The following is a 21523-nucleotide window of genomic DNA, read 5'->3' as shown; positions in this document are numbered from 1 at the left end:
TGCCCTGCGAACTTCTAACAACCTGGAGGCGACGATGAAGATCCGGTATTTCCTGATGGCGTTCCTGGCCCCGCTCGTCACATTGCTGACGCATGCGGCGATCACCGGGGTCAGTCCGATGACGACCCTGAGCAACATGGCGACGGCGGTTTCCGAAGCCGTCGCGGACCCGCTCCCGCTGCAGGGGCCGGGCCTGGGCAATCTCACCTACACCTCGGCGGAACTGTTCAAGCCGGTGTCGATGATCACGAGCGCTGCGCACCCGCTCGATCCGGCGCACAGCAGCGCCTACGAGTCGCGCGAGGTACCCGCCACTTACCCGGGCCGCAAGGACTACGGCATGAACGCGGGCATCATGGTCAACGGCTACTTCCTCACTTCCTTCGCGCCGGACAGCGGCCTCGGCCCGGGCGGCTTCCTGCTGTACGACGTGTCGAACCCGCGCCAGATCCAGCTCGTCAAGAAGATCTACGAGCCCGAAGCCCGCACCAAGGAGTTCCGCGAAACGCACTCCTTCGGCACCGCGAAGATCGGCGGCAAGACGTACGTGGTGCTGCCGAGCATCAACGGCGTCGAGTTCTGGGACTTCACCGACATCAACGACATCAAGCAAGTGAAGAAGCTGGCGCTGCCCGGCGTCAACGCCGGCGACTACGAGAACGTGGCCTGGCAGCTCTGGTGGCAAGCACCCTACCTGTACGTGGCATCGGCGGGCCGGGGCATGTTCATCGTCGATGCGAGGGACCCTGCGAACGCCGTGGTCGCCAACCGCGGCGCCGGCAAGCCCAATCCGGTACCCACCGGCGAGCTCGGCGGCTTTCGCGTCGGCCCGATCTTCACGATGGGCAACCACATGGTGCTGACCGCCATGGAAAGCAATGGCGGTTTCGCGAGCCTGGACATCTCCGACCCGCTCAACCCCAAGGTGCTCGATTCCATCGTGGGCACAACGCCGTTCTACTACGCGACCTGCTTCGACGGCAGGAACCTGCATGCCTCCGCGCGCAACAGCGGCGCCAGGATGTACAGCTACGACCTGAGCGACCGTTCGCGATTCGTGGCCGAGGACAACCGGCTGGTCATCGACGAACAGCTGTACTGCGCCACGCAGGACAACTACGTGATCCAGGGCGCCCAGACCCGCATCCACAAGGTCGACGTGAGCAATCCGCTGAACCACGTGGAGGTGGGCCGCGGCAGCATCCTGCGTGAGGACGACCCGAACTTCTCGCATTCGGACAACGGCCAGGTCGCGATGTTCGGCAATCTCGTCTTCGTGGGCAACGATCACGGCTCGGGCAGCGGCTTCATCGTGCATTCGGTCGACCCCGACACCACCAAGCCGGAAGTGAAGCAGGTCTCGCCCGCCAATGGCGCGAAGCAGCAGGCGCTGACGTCCCGCATCGGCCTGGGCATGACGGACAACATCCGGCCCGAGAGCGTGAACTCCAACACCTTCATCGTGCGCCCGGTGGGCGGCAACACGCTGGCGGGCACCTACAGCGTGCAGTTGGGCATCATCAACTTCCACCCCGAGCAGCCGCTCTCGCCCGGCACCAGCTATGAGGTGTTCCTGCCGGCCAACGGCGTGAAGGACTATGCGGGCAACGCCATCGGTGCGGACTACAAGTCGACCTTCAATACCGGCAACGCGACCGACATCAATTTGATGCACTACTGGACGCTGGCGGGCAATCTGTCCGACCAGATCGGCAACAACAACGGCACGCCGGTGTCGGGCGACGCGTTCGAGAGCATCGGCATGAACTTCGCGAACCGCACCGCCGGCGTACCGCTGAAGAACGATTCCGTCGCCACCGTGCTCGGCGGCACCGCATCGTTGAGCTTCTACATGAAGACCACGCAAGCGGGCGGTGCGAACTCATGGACCGCGCCCGGCATTTTCGGGCGCGATCAATCCGCCGGCGCGGACGATGTGTTCTGGGGCTGGCTGGACAACAGCGGGCGCATCAAGCTGTCGGTGGGCAACGATGCGGGCACCGCCTCCACGGGGGCGGTGAACGACGGCAACTGGCACCACGTGGTGCTGACGCGCGACGCGGCCTCCGGCGCGCAAGCGGTGTATGTCGACGGCGCGAAGACCACCTCCGCCGGCCTCACGGGCAACAAGGGCCTCACGAACAAGTTCAGCGTGCTGGGCCAGATCCAGGGCAACGCGGCGCTCTTCAAGGGCACGCTGGCGGAAGTGCGCGTCTACGGCCGCGTGCTCTCCGACACCGAGGTGAGCACGCTGCGCGCACAGACCATCATCGGCGACCCCGGCATCGGCGGCGGACCGAAGATCGTCAACGGCCAGCTGGTGTTCAGCCCCGCGACGCTGGGCAGCAGCGGCGCGCAGTTCCGCTGGAACTTCGGCGATGGCACGCAGACGGCCTACGCGAGCCAGCCGAACTACACCTACACCTACACGCGCCCCGGCCACTACACGGTGACGCTGACGGTGAAGGACGCGAACGGCCGCGAGACCTTCTACACCTACATCGTCACGGTGATCGCCCCGGTCACGGCGCGGGCGCCGACGCACACCACCAACATCGCCGGGGATGCGAACTCGGTGTATGCGGTCAACCCCGACAGCGGCACGGTCGCCGCCATCGATGCCCAGACCCTGGCCAAGCGCTGGGAGACGCGCGTGGGCGACGAGGCGAAGACGCTGGCTGTCGGACCCGATGGCCGCATCTGGGTCGCGGTGCAGGGCGAGGACAAGCTGGTGGCGCTCAACGCGGCCGACGGCTCGCTCTCGGCCACCGTGCCGCTCGCCTATGGAAGCGGCCCCTACGGCGTGGCCTTCACGCCCGACGGCGCCAAGGGCCTGCTGACGCTGGAGAGCAAGTCGGTGCTGATGAGCTTCGACCCGAGCAACGGCGCCACCACCGGCGCGGTCGCCCTCGAAGGCAACCTGCGCGGCATCGCGGTGAGCGCCGATGCGCAAGTGGCGTACGTCACGCGCTTCAAGTCGAAGATGACCGGCGGCCAGCTGCACAAGGTGAACCTGCAGAGCATGAGCGCCATGACCACCATCGCGCTTCCGGTCGACACCACCACGGTGGACACCGAGAGCCGCGCACGCGGCGTGGCCAACTACCTGAGCCAGGTGGTGATCTCGCCGGACGGTACGCGGGCGGTGCTGCCTTCGAAGAAGGACAACATCGTGCGCGGCAAGTTCAGGGACGGCAACAACCTGGTGCACGACCAGACAGTCCGCTCGATCCTCTCGCAGGTCAACCTGCAGGCGGCCGCGGAAGTGTTCGCCGAGCAGATCGACTTCGACGACCGCGCACCGGCACGCGCCGCGCTGTTCTCGCCGTCGGGCGACTACCTCTTCGTCGCGCAGATGGAAGGCAACCGCGTGGCCATCGTCGATCCGTACAGCCGCGCGGTGCGGGGCGAGATCAACGCCAGCAGCGCGCCGCACGGCCTGTACCTGGACGCGGTGCGCAAGCGCCTGTTCGTCAACAACTTCCTCGCGCGCTCGGTGTCGGTGCACGACGTGGCCTCGGTGCTGTCGTCGGAATCGGCGGCGCCGATCTTCCTGCAGAACGTGGTGACGGTCGCGCAGGAGCCGATGGCGGCCGCGGCGCTGCGCGGCAAGCAGGTGTTCTACAACGCATCGGACCGTCGCATGAGCAAGGACAACTACCTCTCCTGCGCGAGCTGCCACGCCGACGGCGGCGACGACGGCATGGTATGGGACTTCACCCAGCGCGGCGAGGGGCTGCGGCGCACCATCAGCCTCATGGGCCGCCGCGGCCTGGGCCACGGCAAGCTGCACTGGACCGCCAACTTCGACGAAGTGCAGGACTTCGAGAACGACATCCGCAACGAGTTCGGCGGCACCGGTTTTCTCACGAATGCCGACTTCGCAGCCACAGCCGACCCGCTGGGCGCGCCCAAGGCGGGCAAGAACGCGCAGCTCGACGACATGGCGGCGTACCTGAGTTCGCTCAACAAGTACATGCGCAGCCCGGCGCGTGCGGCGGACGGCAGCCTGAGCGTCGATGCGGCGCGGGGCCAGACGGTGTTCAACACAGCGCAGTGCGCCACGTGCCACACCGGCGGCACCTTGCGCGACGGCATCCGGCACGACGTGGGCACGATCCAGGCCTCGTCGGGCAAGGGCATCAACCAGCCGCTGGCGGGCGTGGGCTTCGACACGCCGACGCTGTCGGGCACATGGAACACCACGGCCTTCTTCCACAATGGGCAGGCGGCCACGCTGCAGGACGTGCTCACCAGCGGCCACGGCAACGCCAACAGCCTGCCCGCGGCCGACCAGGTGGCGATCCGCGAGTACGTGCGGTCGCAGGACACGGCCCCGGCCATCGTCACGCGCGTCCGCTCGGACCTGAATCCGACGATGTGCGTGAACATCAAGGGCGTGTCCACCACCAGCGGCTCGACGGCGGTGCAATGGCCGTGCGGCAACGCAAGCAACGAGAAGTTCACGGTGAACAGCCTCACCGGCGGCTATGTGCAGTTCGTGGCCGAGCACAGCGGCCTGTGCCTGGCGCAGAACGGCACGGCGACGACGAATGCACCGGTGGTGCAGCTGGCCTGCACGGCGGGCAACACGACCCAGTGGAGCCTGGTGGGCGGGACCATCCGCAACCGCGCCTCGGGTTCCTGCCTCGACGTGCCCAACGGTTCCACCACACAGGACACCGCATTGATCACGTGGACCTGCAACGGCGGCAACAACCAGAACTGGACGCAGCTTCCGTAGCGCCGCGGCGTCACTCTTGCTCCTTCCCCTTCTGGGGGAAGGTTGGGATGGGGGTGGCTCCCGCATTCAGCAGTGCGCGAAGGTCTACGCCGTCGTGCCCCCACCCCCGCCCTCCCCCGTCAGGGGAGGGAGAAATGCGGGGCAGTCCGTCCCCGATGCGAATGCGTGGCGCCCACGGCGCTCCACGAAAAGCCGGCCGTTTTCACGGCCGGCTTTCTTTCGTGCCGCCCATGACCTCCCACGTCATGGACCGCACGCACCCGCTCTGGGAAAGTACCTCCATCGATCAAACATCAACCACCAGGAGAAAACACCATGACCGGCTTCAACATCCTTCCCCTCGCAGTCGCCCTGCTCATCGGCGTGGCCGCACTCGGCTCCTGCCTGGGCATCGGACTGGTCGGCCAGAAGTTTCTCGAGAGCACGGCACGCCAGCCCGAACTGGTCGACACGCTGCAGACCAAGTTCTTCCTGGTGGCCGGCGTGACCGACGGCGCATTCATCATCGCGACGGGCATCGGCCTCTGGTTTGCGACTGCAAATCCGTTCGGCTGAGTCCGGGTGAGGTCGGTGGACAGCGGCTGCTGCCACTGCCGGCCGCGGTCGAGGCCGACTCGCCGCCGTGGATGCGCTACCTCGGCTTGCAGGAACCGGCGAGCATCGACCCGCTCAGTCCAGCGTCGTGTCGAGCCGCAGGATCAGGTCCTGGCTGGCCTGGTTGAGGCCAGTGACCTCGACCACGCTGCCGTGCTTGCGCAGCCGCTCGACGATCTTGTTCAGCGCGGCCACCGCGGTCACGTCCCAGAAGTGGGCGCGCGATACGTCGATGTGCACCGGCGCGCCGTCGATCACTCGCACGTCGAAAGCATCCACAAGCATGTCAGCCGAGGCAAAGAACACCTGGCCCGTGACGCGATAGACGCGCACGCCGCCTTCGCCGATCTCTGCATACACGTGCAGCAGCCGCGCGACCTTGAAGGTGAAGAAAACGCCGCTCAGCATCACGCCGGTAGCCACGCCCGCCGCCAGGTTGTCGGTGGCGACGGTAACGGCCACCGTCGCGAGCATCACCGCGCTCGACATGCGCGGATGGCGCACCAGCGTGCGCAGCGAGCCCCAATCGAAAGTGGACGCCGACACCATGACCATGATGGCGACCAGTGCCGCCACCGGCACCTGCGACACCCAGGGTTTGAGCAGCACCATGAGGACCAGCAGGAAGACGCCGGCGAACATGGTCGACAACCGCCCGCGCCCGCCGTAGCGCACGTTGCTCACGGTCTGGCCGATCATTCCGCAGCCCGCGATGCCGCCAAAGAAACTCGCTACGACGTTGGCAATGCCAAGGCCGCTGCATTCGCGGTTCTTCGAGCTCGGCGTGTCGGTGAGGTCGTCCACCACGCTGGCGGTCATCATCGATTCGAGCAGGCCGACCATCGCGATGGCGAACGCCGGCAGCGCGATGATGCGCAGCGTTTCAAGCGACATTGGCACCGACAGCCAGGCAAAGGCCGGCAGCGCATCGGGCAGGTGGCCCAGGTCGGCAACGGTCTTGAGCGGCAGGCCAAGCCAATGGCCAGCGAGCGTGACCACCACGATGCACACCAGCGGCGACGGCACGGCCGTGGTGATGCGCGGCAACAGGTAGATGATGGCAAGTCCCAAGGCAACCATCGCCCAGGTGGCGGTGTTGGCGCCGATGAAGTGCGGCATCTGCGCCGCGAAGATCAAGACGGCGAGAGCATTGACGAAGCCCGTTCGCACCGAGGTGGAGACGAAGCGCATCAGCACCCCGAGCCGCAGCAGGCCGAACAGGATCTGCATCGCGCCGGCCAGCACACCCGCCGCCAGCAGGTACGGCAGCCCGTGCGCGTGGACCAGCGGTGCGGCCACCAGCGCCACCGACCCCGCGGCGGCCGACACCATGGCCGGCCGTCCGCCGGTGAAGGCAATGACGATGCTGATGACGAACGATGCGAACAGCCCGACGGCCGGATCGACGCCGGCGACGAAAGAGAACGCGATGACTTCGGGAATCAAGGCGAAGGTGGCGACGGCGCCGGCCATCAGTTCGCGCGGAATGCTCGGGCACCACTCGGTGCGCAGGCGGCTGTGTGGAGAAGACATGAAGGAGGAGAGCAGCCCGCACGCGGCAGCAGGGCCGCGCCACGCCTCACGGGCAGATGCTCTCGATTGTAGGTAGCGGGCTTGGGGCCTCAGGGCGCGTGCACAGGACACCGGGTACTCCCCTCCGCGAATGTCCCCCGGCCTGCGGCCTCCTCCTTTATTTCGCTGCGGGGAGTACCCGATGCCCTATGCACTGGGGCACGCTGCTGTGCGACGCTGATCAACACCGCTCTGAGCAACGCTCACGTCGATGGGGTGCCTTGCGCAGCGAAATAAAGGAGGAGGCCGCAGGCCGGGGGACATTCGCGGAGAAAGGTACCCCGTCGGCGGGAGCGCCGCCCTGAACAGCAGCACCCAACACCCAACGAACACTTTCTCAGCGCTTGACCCGCAGCATTCCCTCTTGCGCCGTAGAAGCCACCAGCCGCCCGTCACGCGTGAACAGGCTGCCGCGGCACAGGCCGCGCGCACCGCTGGCGCTTGGCGAGTCGAGCACGTAGAGCAGCCAGTCATCCATGCGGAAATCGCGGTGGAACCACATCGCGTGGTCGAGGCTCGCGGGGCGCACCTGGCCGCTCATGAAGCTCAGGCCGTGCGGCAGCATCGCAGCGCGCAGCAGGCCGTGGTCGGATGCGTAGGCCAGCAGCGCACGGTGCACGACCGGATCGTCGGGCAGCGGCGCAATCGCGCGCATCCAGATGGCGCTTTCGGACGGGCGCACCTCCGGCGTCAAGAGGTCGTCGGCTTCGACGCGGCGGTATTCGATGCCGTGCGGCTCCAGGCCCTTGATGCGCCAGCGCTCGGGCAGGCGATCGCCGAGTGCGATGCGCTGGTCGATCTCACTGATCAATCCCTCGGGGCCTGCCACCGCGGGCATGGCGAACTGGTGCTCGACGCCATCGTCCACCGTCTGGAAGGAGGCCGACATCTCGAAGATGATGCGCTCCTGCTGGCGCGCCACCACATGCCGCGTTGTGAAGCTGCGGCCGTCGCGCACGCGGTCGACGCTGTATTCGATGGGCGCGTGCTCGCCCGGCAGCAGGAAGTAGGCGTGCATCGAATGCACCGGCCGGTCGGCGCCGACCGTGAGGCTCGCGGCCGCGAGCGACTGGCCAAGCACCTGGCCGCCGAACACGGCTGGCGTGCCGATGTCTTCGCTCTGGGCCAGGAACTTGTCGCCCCCGAGCGGCTCGAGCTGCATGAGCGCGACGAGTTCGTCGACAAGGCGGGCGGCGGTGGCGGGATCGGTGGTCATCGGAAATGGCGGTCGGGTGTCAGCAAAAAGAATCAACCCTCAACCATAGCAAAGCCCAGGCCCGCGCGCTGTCGCGGGACGGTCAGCTGCCCCCTCAGGATATCAACTGTCGATATCTGCGCCGTCGGCAATCAGCTTCTTCTGAAGCGCAGGCACATCAACGTCCGCAAACCTGGAGCTGCCGCCCAGCGAAGCCGCCGCCGTACCCGCCGCCTGCCCCATCACGAAGCAGCCGCCGCTCGCGCGCGCGGCCGACTGGCCTTCGTGCGTCATGGCGGCGCAGCGGCCGGCCACCAGCAGGTTGTCGACCTGGCGCGGCACCAGCATGCGCCAGGGCAGCTGGTTGTAGGTGCGGTTGTCGTCACGCGGAAAGGCCCATTCGATGCGGCCGTCGGCATGCATTTCCATCGGCCAGGCGTTGATGCCGATGCTGTCGTCGAAGCTGCCCGACGACAGGATGTCTTCGCCCGTGAGTGCGTACAGGCCCTCGATGCGGCGCGTTTCGCGAATGCCGACCTGCGGCGCAATCTCCACGATGGCCGACTGCGCAAAGCCCGGCACCTCGGCCTTCATGAACTTGAAGTATTCGGCAATCTGGCGCCGGCCTTCGAGCTCGCCTTCGGTGAGCTCGCGCGCATCGATGCCGTTCATCGCACGGCCCGCGGCATTGCGGATCTGCGTGACGTTGGCGCGCCATTCGCGCGGGTCGATGTTGGGCCGAAGGATCGCGCCTTCGCGCGGGAACTTGTAGGCGCCGGGTTTTTGCGCCTGCACCCGCTCCATCAGATCGTTGATCGCCTTGAATTCGCCCACGGCCGCGAGCGCCGCGGGCGCATCGACCTGGCCGACGCGAAACATCGTGGTCGGGAACAGGCCGCTGCCATGCCCGTCACCCACTTCGAAGGGCACGCCCGCAAAGGCCGCCACGTCGGCATCGCCGCTGGCATCGACAAAGGCGTTGGCGCGAATTGCCTGCCGGCCCGACTTGGTCTCGACCACCAGCGCCGCGATGCGGTCGCCATCGCGAATCACGTTGGCAGCCCAGGCGTGGAACAGCAGGTGCACGCCGGCATCGAGCAGCAACTGGTCGGCCGCGATCTTGTAGGCCGAGGTGTCGTAGGAGCGCACGCGAATGCGCCCCTGCATGCCGTCTTGCGGCTTGTTGAGGCCGCCCAGCGCCTCGATGCGCGCCAGCAGGTCGTCGGTCACGCCGCGCACCAGCAGCGTCATCTCGCCGTTGCGCTTGCCGTAAAGGCCCGCGAAGTTGGTCACGCCGCCCGCCGTGCCCATGCCGCCGAGAAAGCCGTAGCGCTCGACCAGCAGCGTGCTGGCGCCGTGGCGCGCGGCGCTCACGGCGGCGGCAATGCCCGCAGGCCCGCCGCCGACCACCACCACGTCGTATTCGCCGAAGACCGGCAGCTTGCGCGCCGGCTCGGTGAGGGTCTTGCTGTGCTGGACGGTGGCCATCACTGGATCTTGATGCCGCGTGTCGAGATGATCTTGGTCATGATCGCCGCCTCTTCCTTGACGCGAAGGCGCATGCCGTCGGGCGAGGTGCCCACCGCCTGCCAGCCCTGCTCAAAGAGCTTCTGGCGTACTTCGGGCTGCTTCATGATCACTTCGAGTTCACGGCTGATGCGCGCCTGCGCCGTCTTCGAGAGGTTGGCGGGGCCGAGCAGCGCCACCCACACTTCGAGCGAGAAGTCACGCACGCCGGCGTCGGCCAGCGGTGGCAGCTCGGGCACCAGCGCGCTGCGGCCGCCGGTGAGGCCGATGGCCTTGAGCTTGCCGGCACGCACCTGCGGCATGGCCACGCCCGGCGGGATGAGCGCCATCTGCACCTGGTCGCCCAGCATCGCGGTCACGACCTGCGGGTTGCCCTGGTAGGGCACGTGCTCCGGGGTGAAACCGTTCACGCGGCTCTTGAGCAGCTCCATGCCCAGGTGGCCGACAGAGCCGACGCCCACCGAGCCGTAGTTCCACTTGTCGCCGCCCTTGCGCGCCGCGTCGAAGAAGGCGGTGCCGGAAGGCAGGTTGTTCTGCGCCACCAGCACGAGCGGTGCCGTGGCAATCAGAGAAAGGTACGTGAAGTCCTTGGCCGGGTCGTAAGGCAGCCGCGGGTACAGCATCTTCGACGAGGTGAGATTGCCGTTGATGACGAGGCCCAACGTGTGGTCGTCGGTGGCCTTGGCCACCATGTCGGCCGCGATGTTGCCCGAGGCACCGGGCTTGTTGTCCACCACCACCGGCTGGCCGAGCGCCTTGGCCAGCGGCTCGGCGATGGTGCGAGCGGCGATGTCGGGCGTGGAGCCGCCCGGAAAACCCACGAGCAGGCGGATCGGCTTGGTCGGCCAGGCGTTGTTCTGCGCCTGGGCCGCCAGCGGCAGCGCGGCGGCGGCTGCCAGGCCGCAGGCGATCAATAGGGCTCTCTTGGATGCGTGCATGGAAGAAGGTGAAAAAGAAGACTGTTAAAAAACGTAATGGTACTGATCGCAGCCGCTATTCGAGGCTGATGTTGCCCCGGCGCACCAGTTCCCCATAGACCTTGGACTTGGCCTCGGCGTTGCGCTCGATCTCCTCAGGCGACCAGGCCAGCGGCTCGAACGCAAAGGTGTCGAAGCGGGCGCGGATTTCGGGGTCGGCAATGACCTTGGCGACGTCGGCGTTGATCTTGGCCTTGACCGCCGCCGGCACGCCCTTGGGCGCAAGCAGCGAGACGAAGGAGTTCACCTCGAGCGAGGCCGGCCCGCCGGCTTCGGCCATGGTCGGCACGTCGGGCAGCTGCGGAATGCGCTTGGGCGCCGCGATGGCCAGGTAGCGCAGCTTGCCGGCCTTGTAGATGCCCTGGCTCGAAGGAATGCTGGCAAAGCTCCATGGCACGTCGCCGGTGCCCACATTGGAGAACAGCTGCGACACCTCGCGGTACGGCGCATGCCGCATGCGAATGCCCGTGAGCGCCTCCAGCTGCTGCGCGCCCAGGTGGCCCGGGCTGCCCACGCCCCATGAGCCGTAGACGATAGCTTCGGGGTTGGCCTTGGCGTCGGCGATGAGGTCGCTCATGTTCTTGTACTTCGACTCGCTGGACACCGCCACGAAAAACGGCGTGCGAAACAGCGAGGCCACCGGGTCGAAGTGCTGCAGCGTCACGAAGTTGCGCGACTTGTACAGGTGCGGCAGCGCGGCGATGTGCTCGCTGTCGAGCTGCAGCAGCGTGTAGCCGTCGGGCGCTGCGCGGCGCGCCTGGTCGATGGCGATGAAGCCGCCGCCGCCGGGTTTGTTGTCGATGACCACGCGCTGGTTCCACAGGCGCGAGAGCTTGTCGGACACCATCCGCAGCACCGCGTCTGGCCCGCTGCCGGCTGCGAAAGGCGTGACCAGCGTCACGGGCTTGCTCGGGAAGTCGCTGGCCTGAGCCAGGGCGCCCGTGCTGGCCGACAAGGCGGTGAGCCCCGTCCACAGTGCGCGTGAAAATTTGTTGTTCATGGTCCTTTGTCTCCTGGGCCTGTGGCCTCGAATGGTGATGGTGAAAGAAATCCGTGCGATTCAGTGCGCCGAAATCACCGCGGCCGAGCAGCCCGGTCGCGCATCGTCCAGGCAATGCTCGGGCCGCCAGGCATAGAGCCATTCGACAGCATCGTAGAACCGTTCGGGCGTGCGGCCCAGCCAGAGGCTGTTGCGCACCAGCCGCTCCACGCCCTTGGCGTGATAGAGCCGGCCCATCTCGCGCACCGACAGCACCACGCGGGCGGTGCGTGGAATGCGCGCGGCCTCGTAGAGCTTGAAGGCGGCCGGCATGTCGAAATCGCAGGCCTGCGCCGCGGCGCCCAGCGTCACCGCGTCTTCGAGCGCCATGCAGGCGCCTTGCGCGAGGTACTGCATCATCGGATGCGCCGCATCGCCGAGCAGCGTGGCGGGGCCGTCGCTCCAGCGCTCCACCGGATCGCGGTCGGCCGTGCTCCAGCGGCGCCACGACGTCGGCCGGTCGAGCAACTGGCGCGGGCGCGCATGCACGCCCTCGAAGTAGGAGAGCACTTCTTCCTTGCTGCCTTCGGACACGCCCCACTCTTCCTTTTCGCGGCTGTGGAAAGTGACGACCAGGTTGTATTGCTCGCCATGGCGCAGCGGATAGTGCACCAGGTGGCAGTTGGGGCCGGCCCAGACCACGGGTGCGTTCCAGCGCAGGTCGGCGGGCATGTCGGCCACCGGCACCACGGCGCGATACACCACGTGGCCCGAGACGCGTGCCTCGTCGCCGATGAGCCTGGCGCGCACGATCGATTTCACGCCATCGCAACCCACGATGGCGTCGGACTCGAAGCGGCGGCCGTCGCGCGTGGTGGCGACCACGCCTTGCGCCTTGTCCGTGCCGATATCGATGGACTCGACCTGTGCCGAGGTGTGGAAGCGGATCAGCGGATGCTGCTTCACCGCCTCGTGGATGGCGCCGTGCAGGTCGGCGCGGTGGCTCACCGCGTACGGGTTCTTGAAGCGCGCGCGAAATGCCTCGCCCACGGGCACCGAAGCCACTTCGCCGCAATCGACCGCATCCATCATCACGAGCCGGTCGGTGAAGACCGAACTCTGGCGCACCGCCTCGCCCACGCCCAGCGCGTCGAGCGCGGCGAAGGCATTGGGACCAAGCTGCAGGCCGGCCCCGATCTCGCCGATTGTGGCGCTCTGCTCCAGCAGGTCGATGGAAACGCCGAGGCGCGCGAGCGCCAGCGCGGCCGCCATGCCGCCGATGCCGCCGCCGACGAGCAGAACGGTGGGGGGATTCTTCGGGGGAGATGTGCTCATGGTGGGCCTCTGCGCAGGGGCTGGGTCAGTCGATTCGCACGGTAAGCGAGGGGAGCTTGTCAATGCTCACCTTGACGGTCTGGCCGGGCTTCACCGCGCCCACGCCTTCGGGCGTGCCCGTGAAGATCAGGTCGCCAGGCTGCAGCGTGAAGAGCGTCGAAAGATTGGCGATCACCTCGTTGACGGACCAGATCAGGTGCGTGATGTCGCTGTTCTGGCGCACCTGGCCGTCGACCTCGAGCGCGATGGCACCAGCATTGATCTCGCCCACGTCGGCCAGCGTGCGCAGCGGCGCAATGGGCGCGGAGTAATCGAATGCCTTGCCGATCTCCCATGGACGGCCCTGCTCGCGCATCTTGATCTGCAGGTCGCGGCGCGTCATGTCCAGACCCACGGCATACCCGTGGATGTGGCTGGCCGCCTGCTCCACCGCAATGTTCTTGCCGCCCTTGCCGATGGCCACGACGAGCTCGGCCTCGTAGTGGTAGTTGCTCGTGAGCGGCGGGTACGGAATGGCGCCGGTTTCACCTTCGGCCACGGGCACCACGGAGGCGTCGTCGTTGGGCTTGCAGAAGAAGAACGGCGGCTCGCGGTCGGGATCGAAACCCATTTCGCGCGCATGCGCCGCGTAGTTGCGGCCCACGCAGTAGACGCGGCGCACCGGGAACAGGTCGCTCGAACCGGCAATGGGCAGGCCGACGATGGAAGGAGGCGTGAAGACGAAGGACATGAGGGCTCCTGCCGCGCGCGGCGGCACATGGGTCAAGACAAAAAAGAGGCCGGCTTCAGGCGAGAAAGGCTTCGCGCAGGATGCCCATCGCCTGTTGCACCGGACGGTCGGAGAAGCTGAAGAGCACCACGTCTTCGCCGGGCGCCAACAGGCGCAGCGGCGCCCACGAAGGCACGACGAAGGTGTCGCGCGGCCCGAACTCGAATCGCTGGCCCGCGATGTCGGCGATGCCCCGGCCTTCGACCACGCTGTAGACGGTGCCGTCGGTGGCGCGGTGCGTCTTGCCCGCAAAGCCCTTGGGCAGCAGTTGCAGCTGGGTGCCGATGGTGGGCATCGGCGCGCCGCCGGTCAGCGGGTTGATGTAGCGCAGCTTGTGGCCCAGCCAGGCATCGGGCGCTTCCTGCTTCTGCAGCAGTGCTAGCGCCTCGCGGCTGCGGGCATAGGGATAGTTGAAGATCGGCGAGGTGGGCGACACGTGGTCGTGGCGCACCGGCACCATGTTGTGGCCGAAGCGCGCCAGGCTGTTGCCCTCAGGACGCGCCACGTGCTGCACCTTGGCGTCGTCGTTCTCGGCAAAGCCGGCATCGAAGAAGCGCAGCATCGGAATGTCGAGCCCGTCGAGCCAGACCACCGGCTCCGCCGTGCCGCCGACGCCCTCGTTGCCGTGGTCGTGCCAGGCCCACGACGGCGTGATGATGAAGTCGCCCGGGTACATGGTGGTGCGCTCGCCGCCCACCGTGGTGTAGGCCCCCTTGCCGTCGACGATGAAGCGCAAAGCCGACTGCACGTGGCGGTGCGAGGGCGCCACCTCGCCCGGCATGATGAGCTGCAGGCCGGCGTAGAGCGACTGCGTGATCGACGAGTTGCCGGGCAGTGCAGGGTTCTCGAGCACGAGCACGCGGCGCACCGCTTCCTCGGCGGTGATGAGGTCGGCCGATTCCATCAGCAGCGGGCGGATTTCGTCATAGCGCCAGAGCGCCGGAACGCAGGGCGTGGTGGGCTCGCGCGGCACCAGCGCATGCAGCGACTCCCACAGCGGCGTGAGGTGGAGCGGGCGAATGCGCTCGTAGTAGCCGCGGCGTTCCGCGGCGTTGGCGGGCGCTGGCGTTGAGCTGCTTGTCTGGGCAATGGGCTTCATGGCGGTTCCGGCCGTCGTGCGGCGGTTGTCTCCGGGAAACGGCGATCTTCCGCCGGCACTACTATTGGCGCAATGCGACCATGGCAATAGTCGCGATCTCGTTTCTTGATAATGCAAGCGACAAGGAGTTGTTCATGGCCCAGCTCGATCTCGAATGGCTGCTGGTTTTCGATGAGGTCTACAAGACCGCCAACGTGTCGAGCGCGGCCGAGCGGCTCGGCATTGCGCAGTCGGCGGCTAGCACCGCGCTGGCGCGGCTGCGCACGCATTTCGGCGACAAGCTGTTCGTACGCACCTCGCGCGGCATGGAGCCCACGCCCTATGCGCGGCAGATCCAGCCGCTGGTGCAGGAAATCCTCGACCGGCTGAACCGGGCCAAGGGCGGGCGCGCCAGCTTCGACCCCGCCACCGCAGCGCGCAGCTTTCGCATCTGCATGACCGACATCAGCGAGGTGGTGCTGCTGCCCGGACTTCTCGGCCACCTGCGGCAGGCGGCGCCGGGGGTGCGCATCGAGACCGAGATCATTTCCACCGAGAGCGCACGCCGGCTGGAGGAAGGCGCGGTCGACCTGGCGGTGGGCTTCATGCCGCAGCTGGACGCTGGCTTCTACCAGCAGACGCTTTTCATGCAGGACTTCGTCTGCCTGGCGGCGCGCAATCATCCGCGCATCGGCGAGCGGCTCACGCGCAAGCGTTTCGAGGCCGAAGCGCACGCGGTGGTTGCGTCTTCGGGCACGGGCCACGCCATCGTCGACAAGACAATCGCCCGGCTGGGCGTGAAGCGCAACGTGGTGGCCAGCTTGTCGAGCTTTCTGAGCGTGGCGCGCATCGTGGCGCATACCGAACTCATCGTGATCGTGCCCAGCATCCTTGGCAAAGTGCTGGCCACGCAGGAACCGGTGAAGCTGCTGGAGCCTCCTTTCGAACTGCCGGCCTACGCCGTCAAGCAGCATTGGCACGAGCGCTTCCATGCCGACGCCGGCAACGCCTGGCTCCGGCTCACGCTGGCCGAACTGTTCGTCGGCGGCGGCTGAACGTGCGTGCCGTGGCGACCGGCGGCGCGTCGCCCCAGGGCCGGTCGCTCGCATAATTGGGGTTCCCACCCATCAGCCCACGAAAAAAGGCGGCGCATGTCTTCCATCACCCTTCGTTTTCTGGCCGAGCCCAGCACCGTCAACTTCGGCGGCAAGGTCCATGGCGGCACGGTCATGAAATGGATCGACGAAGCCGGCTACGCCTGTGCCACCAGCTGGGCCAAGCGCTATTGCGTGACGGCCTTCATCGGCAGCATCCGCTTTCACCACCCGATCATGATCGGCGACCTGGTCGAGGTCGAGGCCCGGCTGGCCTACACCGGCACCACCAGCATGAACATCTCGGTCGAGGTGCGCAGCGGCGACATGAAGGGCGGCACCATGGACAAGACTACTGAATGCCTGATCGTCTTCGTCTCGGTCGATTCTCACGGCCGACCGCTGCCGGTGCAGCCCTTCGTGCCCGGCACGCCAGGTGAAATGGCGCTGGCCGAGCGGGCCAAGACCCACCTGGAAGCGAGCCGCGCTGCCGGCAAGGTCTAGCGGCCTGCCGCCCCCACGGGGGCCATTCGTAGACATGAAGCTCTAACGGGAAGGGCGCCGAGCCGCTAAAGTAGCCCGATAGTTTTCACAGGAACATTCGCATGGCTACCCAGGACGACGAACAGGGCAACAAGGGCTCCGACCGCATCAAGGATTCGGCCCAGCAGATCTGGCTGGCGGGTCTGGGCGCCTTTGCCAAGATGCAGCAGGAAGGCAGCAAGGCTTTCGAGGCCTTGGTGAAAGACGGCGCCGGCATGCAGAAGAAGACCCAGGCCGCCGCCGAGGAAACCCTGGCTCAGGCGCAAACGCGCATGGCGGGCTTTGCCAGCGAATTCGGCACCAAGGCCGCGGGCCAGTGGGGCAAGCTCGAGAACATCTTTGAAGAGCGCGTGGCACGCGCCCTGGAGAAGCTCGGCATGCCTTCGGCCGCGGACCATGCCGCGCTGCAGGCGCGCGTGGCGGCGCTCGAGGCCGAACTGCAGCGCATGCAGGGCAAGGCCAGCGCCGCTCCGGCCCGCACCGCGAGCCGCAAAACGGCCGGCCGCAGCGCGGCACCCGCGGCAACGGCCGCCAAGAAGACCGTTCGGCGCAACACCAAGGCCGGCTAACCGCCGCCGCGAGCATCCCCTTTGCGGTGGCGCACCAAGGTGCCGCCGCAAAAACATGGCCCTGCATGGCTTGTGGTGCAGTGCACATACGCTAGAGTGTCCTCAAAAGACAAATGGGGACTGACATGGCCAAGAAGGCGCCACGCCGCACAGCGCAACGCATTCTCGAAGCCGCACTGGAGCTGTTCAACCGCTTCGGCGAGCCAAACGTTTCCACCACGCTGGTGGCGGGCGAGCTCAACATCAGTCCCGGCAATCTCTACTACCACTACCCCGCCAAGGAAGAGCTGATCAACAAGCTCTACGAAGGCTACGAGGCCGAGCTCAACGAGCTCCTGCATGCCAGCGAAGGCGTGCACGATGTGGAAGACGCCTGGTTCTTCATGCACAGCCTGTTCGAGCTGATCTGGCGCTATCGCTTTCTGTACCGCGACCTGAACGACCTGCTGAGCAAGAACCGGCATCTCGAAACCCAGTTCCAACTCGTGCTCAAGAACAAGGCCCGTGCCATCCGCGTGCTCATTGCGGGTCTGAGCCGGGCCGGACACCTGGAAATCGACGCGCACGAGGTCGACACGCTTGCCCAGAGCATGGTGGTGGTGTTGACCTACTGGCTCAGCTATGAATACGTGCGCAACCCGCGCGAGGCGCTGGAGCCAGCCCATGCCCAAGGGGCCCTGATGCGCGGCGGCCAGCACACGCTGCACCTGCTCGCGCCCTATCTCGGCCACGAACAGCGGCGGCATTTGCTGACACTGAGCCATGCCTACAGTGGCGATGATTCGAACAGTGCGCCGCCGCCGCCGGCCGCTCCAGTCGACTTGGCAGCCCAGTCCTAGACCATGCCCCATTCAGACTTCAAGCCGCTCTCGCTGTTGTCCGCCAGCCCGGTTGCCACGACAGCCGAGCCTTGGACGCGACTGCCCTACTGGGACGTGCCGCGCTACGACGCAAAGAGTCTGCTTGTGCATTGGCCGCGGCTGCACGCCGGCCACGCCTTGCCGCCGCCAGCCGAGGGGCACCCGCTGGCCGATGGCTGGGCGCTGTACCACAGCGGCGAGTTCGAGCGCGCCGCCGCGCTCGGACTGAATCACGGCGCACAGGGCCTGGTACTGGCCAACCAGGCCACGGCCATTTATGCCAACTACCTCGAGCCGCGCGAATCGGTCCGGCTTTCGATGTTCCGCCAGGTCATCGAACGGGCCGCCGCGCAAGTCGCCGCCGAGCCCGACAACTGCCATGCGCTCTACTGGCAAGCTTACGCGCTCGGCCGCTACAGCCAGGGCATCAGCGTGGCGCGGGCGCTCGCACAGGGCCTGGGCAGCAAGCTAAAGGGCGCACTCGAGCAGGTGATCGAACTGCAGCCGGACCATGCCGACGCACACATCGCCCTGGCCGCCTTCCATGCCGAGGTGATCGACAAGGTGGGCACGCTGGTGGGCCGAATGACGTACGGCGTGCGCGCCGAGATGGCGGTCGAGCTGTTCGAGCGCGGTCTCGAGTTGCACCCCGAGTCGCCAGGCGCCCTGATGGAATATGGCCGCGCGCTCCTTATGCTGCACGGCGACGCGTACCTGCGCGAGGCCACCCAGCTTTACGAAAAGGCCGCGGCAATTCAGCCTGCGGATGCCAAGGAACGGCTCGACGTGGAGCTGGCGCGGGCGGGGTTGTCGGACTGAGGACGGCCCGCACGGGCGCGATCGGTACGGTCGGGTACCGCGCACTTTAAGATGCGTACCGTTCGCTTTCCATTTCTTTCTTGACCGCCATGTCCGACCTCAACGCCCAATTCGAAGCCGCCCAAGCCAACTCCAAGCTGCTGGCAGAGCGCCCCGACAATCCCACGCTGCTCAAGATCTACGGCCTCTTCAAGCAGGCGACCGAAGGCGACAACACCGCCAAGAAGCCCAGCTTCAGCGACATCGTCGCGCGCGCCAAGTGGGACGCCTGGACCGCGCAAAAGGGCCTCGGTGCCGACGAGGCCAAGCAGAAGTACATCGACCTGATCGAGTCACTGCGCGGCTGAATCCGTCCCGCAAGTCACTCAGCCGACGATGCCGCGCGCATGCAGCGCGGCGATCTGCTCGGCGCTGAGGCCGATCTCTTTCAAGACGGCGTTGGTGTCCGCACCCAGCGCAGGCGCATTGTGCCGGTGGCTGGCCGGCGTGAGCGACAGCTTGGGCACGAAGCCGGGCACCGCCAGCGCGCTGCCGTTGGACATGCGCACCTGCTGCAGCATTCCGCGCGCGGCGTAGTGCGGGTCCGCCGCAATGTCGGCGATGGTGTAGATGCGGCCGGCTGGCACCTGCGCTGCGTCGAGTGCGGCCAGCACCTCGTCGACGGTGCGCTCTGCGGCCCAGTCGCCAATGGCGGCATCGAGCATTGCCACCTTCGCCACCCTGCCCGCATTGCCGGCCAGCGCCGGATCGGCCGCGAGGTCAGGCCTGCCGATGCAGGCCATCAGCCGGCGAAAGATGCTGTCGCCATTGCCCGCCACGATGGCATAGCCGCCGTCAGCGCAGCGGTAGGCATTGGTGGGTGCAATACCGGGCAGCGCGCTGCCGGCCGCCTCGCGCACCACGCCGAACGCGCTGTACTCCGGCAGCAGGCTCTCCATGCAGTTGAAGACGGCCTCATAAAGCGCGACATCCACAACTTGCCCCCTGCCCTTGGGGTATTCGGCGCTCACCGTGGCATGGCGGTGCTGCATCGCCATCAGCACGCCGATCACGCCATGCAGCGATGCCAGCGTGTCGCCGATGGACACGCCCACGCGCACCGGCACGCGGCCGGGCTCGCCCGTGAGGTGGCGCAGCCCGCCCATGGCCTCGGCCACCACGCCAAAGCCCGGACGGTCCCGGTAGGGGCCAGTCTGGCCGTAGCCGCTGATGCGCAGCATCACGAGCGCGGGGTTGGCGGCCAGCAGTTCATCAGGACCGAGGCCCCAGCCCTCCATTGCGCCGGGTCGAAAGTTCTCGATCAACACGTCGGCCTCGGCCGCCAGCTGCCGCACGATGGCCTGCGCTTCCGGCTGGCGCAGGTCGAGCGCGAGCGAACGCTTGTTGCGCGACTGCACCTGCCACCAGACCGACGTGCCGTCCTTCAGCAACCGCCATGTGCGCAGCGGATCGCCCGCGCCGGGTGGCTCGATCTTGATCACCTCGGCGCCGAAATCAGCCAGCGTGCGCGCCGCAAAGGGGCCGGCGATCAGTTGTCCGAGTTCGATCACCTTGAGGCCGGCCAGCGGGCCCGCCGGGGTCGGCGCGACGGGGAAAGAACAGGTGTTCGTCATGACGCCAGAGTGTGCCGTGCCGCCGCCGGCCACTCTTGGTGCGGGAAAACACCTATGAATTCTTGACTCCGGCTATTCGCCGTTTCCGCGATGCAGCAATCCTCGCCGTGCAAGACAATTTCCCCGAGGAGAAAGGGAATTGCTGCGATGCAATGCCTTTGCCCGCGGGCTTGCACGCATGTCAAAAAAGTATCAACTTCGGGCGTCATCTCTGGTTGTGGCCATCCTGGGCGATTCGTACAGTCCGCCCACGCCGTCAAACGCCATCGCCAGAACACAGAGACAAGGAAAAAGGAACGTCCATGCAGCCCGATCTGGAAATCGTCGAAGTCCGCGGTGACGAATCGTTCACCGCCTGGGCGCACGGCTATCCGTATCGCACGGTGCGCTGGCATTTCCACCCGGAGTACGAGATCCAGCTGATCGTCGAGACCCAGGGCGTGTATTTCGTGGGCGACCACGTCGGCCATTTCGAGCCCGGCAACCTCGTTCTCATGGGGCCCGACCTGCCGCACAACTGGATCAGCGACGTGCCCGCGGGCCAGAGCGTCGAGCGGCGCGGCATCGTGATCCAGTTTCCGGCCGAACTGGTGAAGAACATGGCGGCGACCTTTCCCGAATTCGAGCGCATTTCACCGCTCCTGGCCGAGTCGGGCGCGGGCCTGCTCTTCTCGGCCGAGACCGCCATCGCAGCCAGGCCCATGATGGAGTCGCTGCTCGAAGCGCGCGGGCTGCGCCGCGTGATCCTGCTGCTGTCCCTGCTCGAGCTGCTGCAGGGCAGCAGCGACCGCCAGCGGCTGGCGAGCCCGGCGTACAAGCCCGACCCCAAGGCCTTCATGTCGCACGCCATCAACAACGTGCTGGCGCACATCGCGGCCAACCTGGGCGACGACCTGCGCGAGCCGATGCTGGCCGAACTGGTGGGCCAGAGCCCGAGCGCTTTCTCGCGCTCGTTCCGCAAGCACACGGGCCAGTCGTTCGTGCGCTATGTGAACCGCTTGCGCATCAGCCGCGCCTGCGAGCTTCTCGCCAACAGCGAGAAGCCGGTGCTCGATGTCTGCATGGATGTGGGCTTCAACAACGTGTCGAACTTCAACCGGCAGTTCCTGCTGCACAAGCGCATGCCGCCGACGAAGTTCCGCAGTTTCCACCGCATGCAGGCCGCGCAAGCCGCGAACCTGCGTGCCGCCAGCCCGCCGTAGCGCTTCCCGAGTTCCCCGTGTCGTCACCAGCGCGGCGCTTCGGGCGCCGTGCG

18 protein-coding genes are annotated in these 21523 nt (G+C 66.9%); 9 read left to right on the top strand and 9 right to left on the bottom strand.

What is annotated here, in order from left to right; genetic code table 11:
- Window positions 1-34 precede the first annotated feature (34 nt).
- Both J2X92_RS10735 and atpE read left to right on the top strand, forming a co-directional pair.
- Entirely contained in the window at window positions 35-4744 is a 4710-nt protein-coding gene (locus tag J2X92_RS10735) for an Ig-like domain-containing protein (RefSeq protein WP_307575562.1), read from the top strand.
- A 315-nt stretch (window positions 4745-5059) separates the two neighbouring features.
- Complete coding sequence (gene atpE, locus J2X92_RS10730; protein WP_012745530.1) at window positions 5060-5299, top strand: F0F1 ATP synthase subunit C; 240 nt, start codon at window positions 5060-5062, stop codon at window positions 5297-5299.
- 114 nt (window positions 5300-5413) lie between these two features.
- Here atpE and J2X92_RS10725 read toward each other — a convergent pair whose 3' ends face one another.
- The 8 genes from J2X92_RS10725 to gtdA all read right to left on the bottom strand — a co-directional run bounded on the left by J2X92_RS10725 (window position 5414) and on the right by gtdA (window position 14791).
- Window positions 5414-6871, bottom strand: a complete 1458-nt coding sequence (locus tag J2X92_RS10725) for a SulP family inorganic anion transporter (RefSeq protein WP_307575560.1) — start codon at window positions 6869-6871, stop codon at window positions 5414-5416.
- Between the two features lie 376 nt (window positions 6872-7247).
- Window positions 7248-8126: an acyl-CoA thioesterase gene (locus J2X92_RS10720; protein ID WP_307575559.1), complete on the bottom strand. Its 879-nt coding sequence runs from the start codon at window positions 8124-8126 to the stop codon at window positions 7248-7250.
- Between the two features lie 102 nt (window positions 8127-8228).
- Window positions 8229-9593, bottom strand: coding sequence for an FAD-dependent oxidoreductase (locus J2X92_RS10715; protein WP_307575558.1), 1365 nt, complete (start codon window positions 9591-9593; stop codon window positions 8229-8231).
- Complete coding sequence (locus J2X92_RS10710) at window positions 9593-10570, bottom strand: Bug family tripartite tricarboxylate transporter substrate binding protein (RefSeq protein ID WP_307575557.1); 978 nt, start codon at window positions 10568-10570, stop codon at window positions 9593-9595. Before J2X92_RS10710 ends, J2X92_RS10715 begins: the two co-directional genes overlap by 1 nt.
- A gap of 55 nt (window positions 10571-10625) precedes the next feature.
- A complete protein-coding gene (locus tag J2X92_RS10705; protein ID WP_307575556.1) occupies window positions 10626-11609 on the bottom strand; it encodes a Bug family tripartite tricarboxylate transporter substrate binding protein in 984 nt (327 codons plus the stop codon).
- Window positions 11610-11669: 60 nt separating this feature from the next.
- A complete protein-coding gene (locus J2X92_RS10700) occupies window positions 11670-12923 on the bottom strand; it encodes a 3-hydroxybenzoate 6-monooxygenase (RefSeq protein WP_307575555.1) in 1254 nt (417 codons plus the stop codon).
- Window positions 12924-12948: 25 nt separating this feature from the next.
- Window positions 12949-13653: a fumarylacetoacetate hydrolase family protein gene (locus J2X92_RS10695; protein ID WP_307575554.1), complete on the bottom strand. Its 705-nt coding sequence runs from the start codon at window positions 13651-13653 to the stop codon at window positions 12949-12951.
- Window positions 13654-13708: 55 nt separating this feature from the next.
- Entirely contained in the window at window positions 13709-14791 is a 1083-nt protein-coding gene (gene gtdA, locus J2X92_RS10690) for a gentisate 1,2-dioxygenase (protein WP_307575553.1), read from the bottom strand.
- 134 nt (window positions 14792-14925) lie between these two features.
- On the opposite strand from gtdA, the gene J2X92_RS10685 reads away from it, so the two are divergent.
- The 6 genes from J2X92_RS10685 to J2X92_RS10660 all read left to right on the top strand — a co-directional run bounded on the left by J2X92_RS10685 (window position 14926) and on the right by J2X92_RS10660 (window position 19002).
- Entirely contained in the window at window positions 14926-15825 is a 900-nt protein-coding gene (locus J2X92_RS10685) for a LysR family transcriptional regulator (protein ID WP_307575552.1), read from the top strand.
- 96 nt (window positions 15826-15921) lie between these two features.
- Window positions 15922-16368 (top strand): acyl-CoA thioesterase, encoded by a 447-nt coding sequence (locus J2X92_RS10680; RefSeq protein ID WP_055800644.1) that lies wholly within the window; start codon window positions 15922-15924, stop codon window positions 16366-16368.
- Window positions 16369-16469: 101 nt separating this feature from the next.
- Window positions 16470-16976, top strand: coding sequence for a phasin family protein (locus tag J2X92_RS10675; protein WP_307575551.1), 507 nt, complete (start codon window positions 16470-16472; stop codon window positions 16974-16976).
- A 125-nt stretch (window positions 16977-17101) separates the two neighbouring features.
- On the top strand, window positions 17102-17815 hold the full coding sequence (locus tag J2X92_RS10670) for a TetR/AcrR family transcriptional regulator (protein WP_055800639.1): 714 nt from the start codon (window positions 17102-17104) through the stop codon (window positions 17813-17815).
- A gap of 3 nt (window positions 17816-17818) precedes the next feature.
- Window positions 17819-18655, top strand: a complete 837-nt coding sequence (locus J2X92_RS10665) for a hypothetical protein (protein WP_307575550.1) — start codon at window positions 17819-17821, stop codon at window positions 18653-18655.
- A gap of 89 nt (window positions 18656-18744) precedes the next feature.
- A complete protein-coding gene (locus J2X92_RS10660) occupies window positions 18745-19002 on the top strand; it encodes an acyl-CoA-binding protein (RefSeq protein WP_307575549.1) in 258 nt (85 codons plus the stop codon).
- An 18-nt stretch (window positions 19003-19020) separates the two neighbouring features.
- Here J2X92_RS10660 and J2X92_RS10655 read toward each other — a convergent pair whose 3' ends face one another.
- The gene (locus J2X92_RS10655) at window positions 19021-20268 is read right to left on the bottom strand and encodes a CaiB/BaiF CoA transferase family protein (protein ID WP_307575548.1); all 1248 of its coding nucleotides are present in this window, start codon (window positions 20266-20268) and stop codon (window positions 19021-19023) included.
- A 302-nt stretch (window positions 20269-20570) separates the two neighbouring features.
- On the opposite strand from J2X92_RS10655, the gene J2X92_RS10650 reads away from it, so the two are divergent.
- Window positions 20571-21470 (top strand): AraC family transcriptional regulator, encoded by a 900-nt coding sequence (locus J2X92_RS10650; RefSeq protein ID WP_307575546.1) that lies wholly within the window; start codon window positions 20571-20573, stop codon window positions 21468-21470.
- Window positions 21471-21523: the final 53 nt, after the last annotated feature.

It is taken from the genome of Variovorax paradoxus (genome assembly GCF_030811855.1).
Lineage (GTDB): Bacteria > Pseudomonadota > Gammaproteobacteria > Burkholderiales > Burkholderiaceae_C > Variovorax > Variovorax paradoxus_L.
The sequence above is the reverse complement of the archived record's forward strand: the minus strand, read 5'-3'. Positions and strand labels throughout refer to the sequence as shown.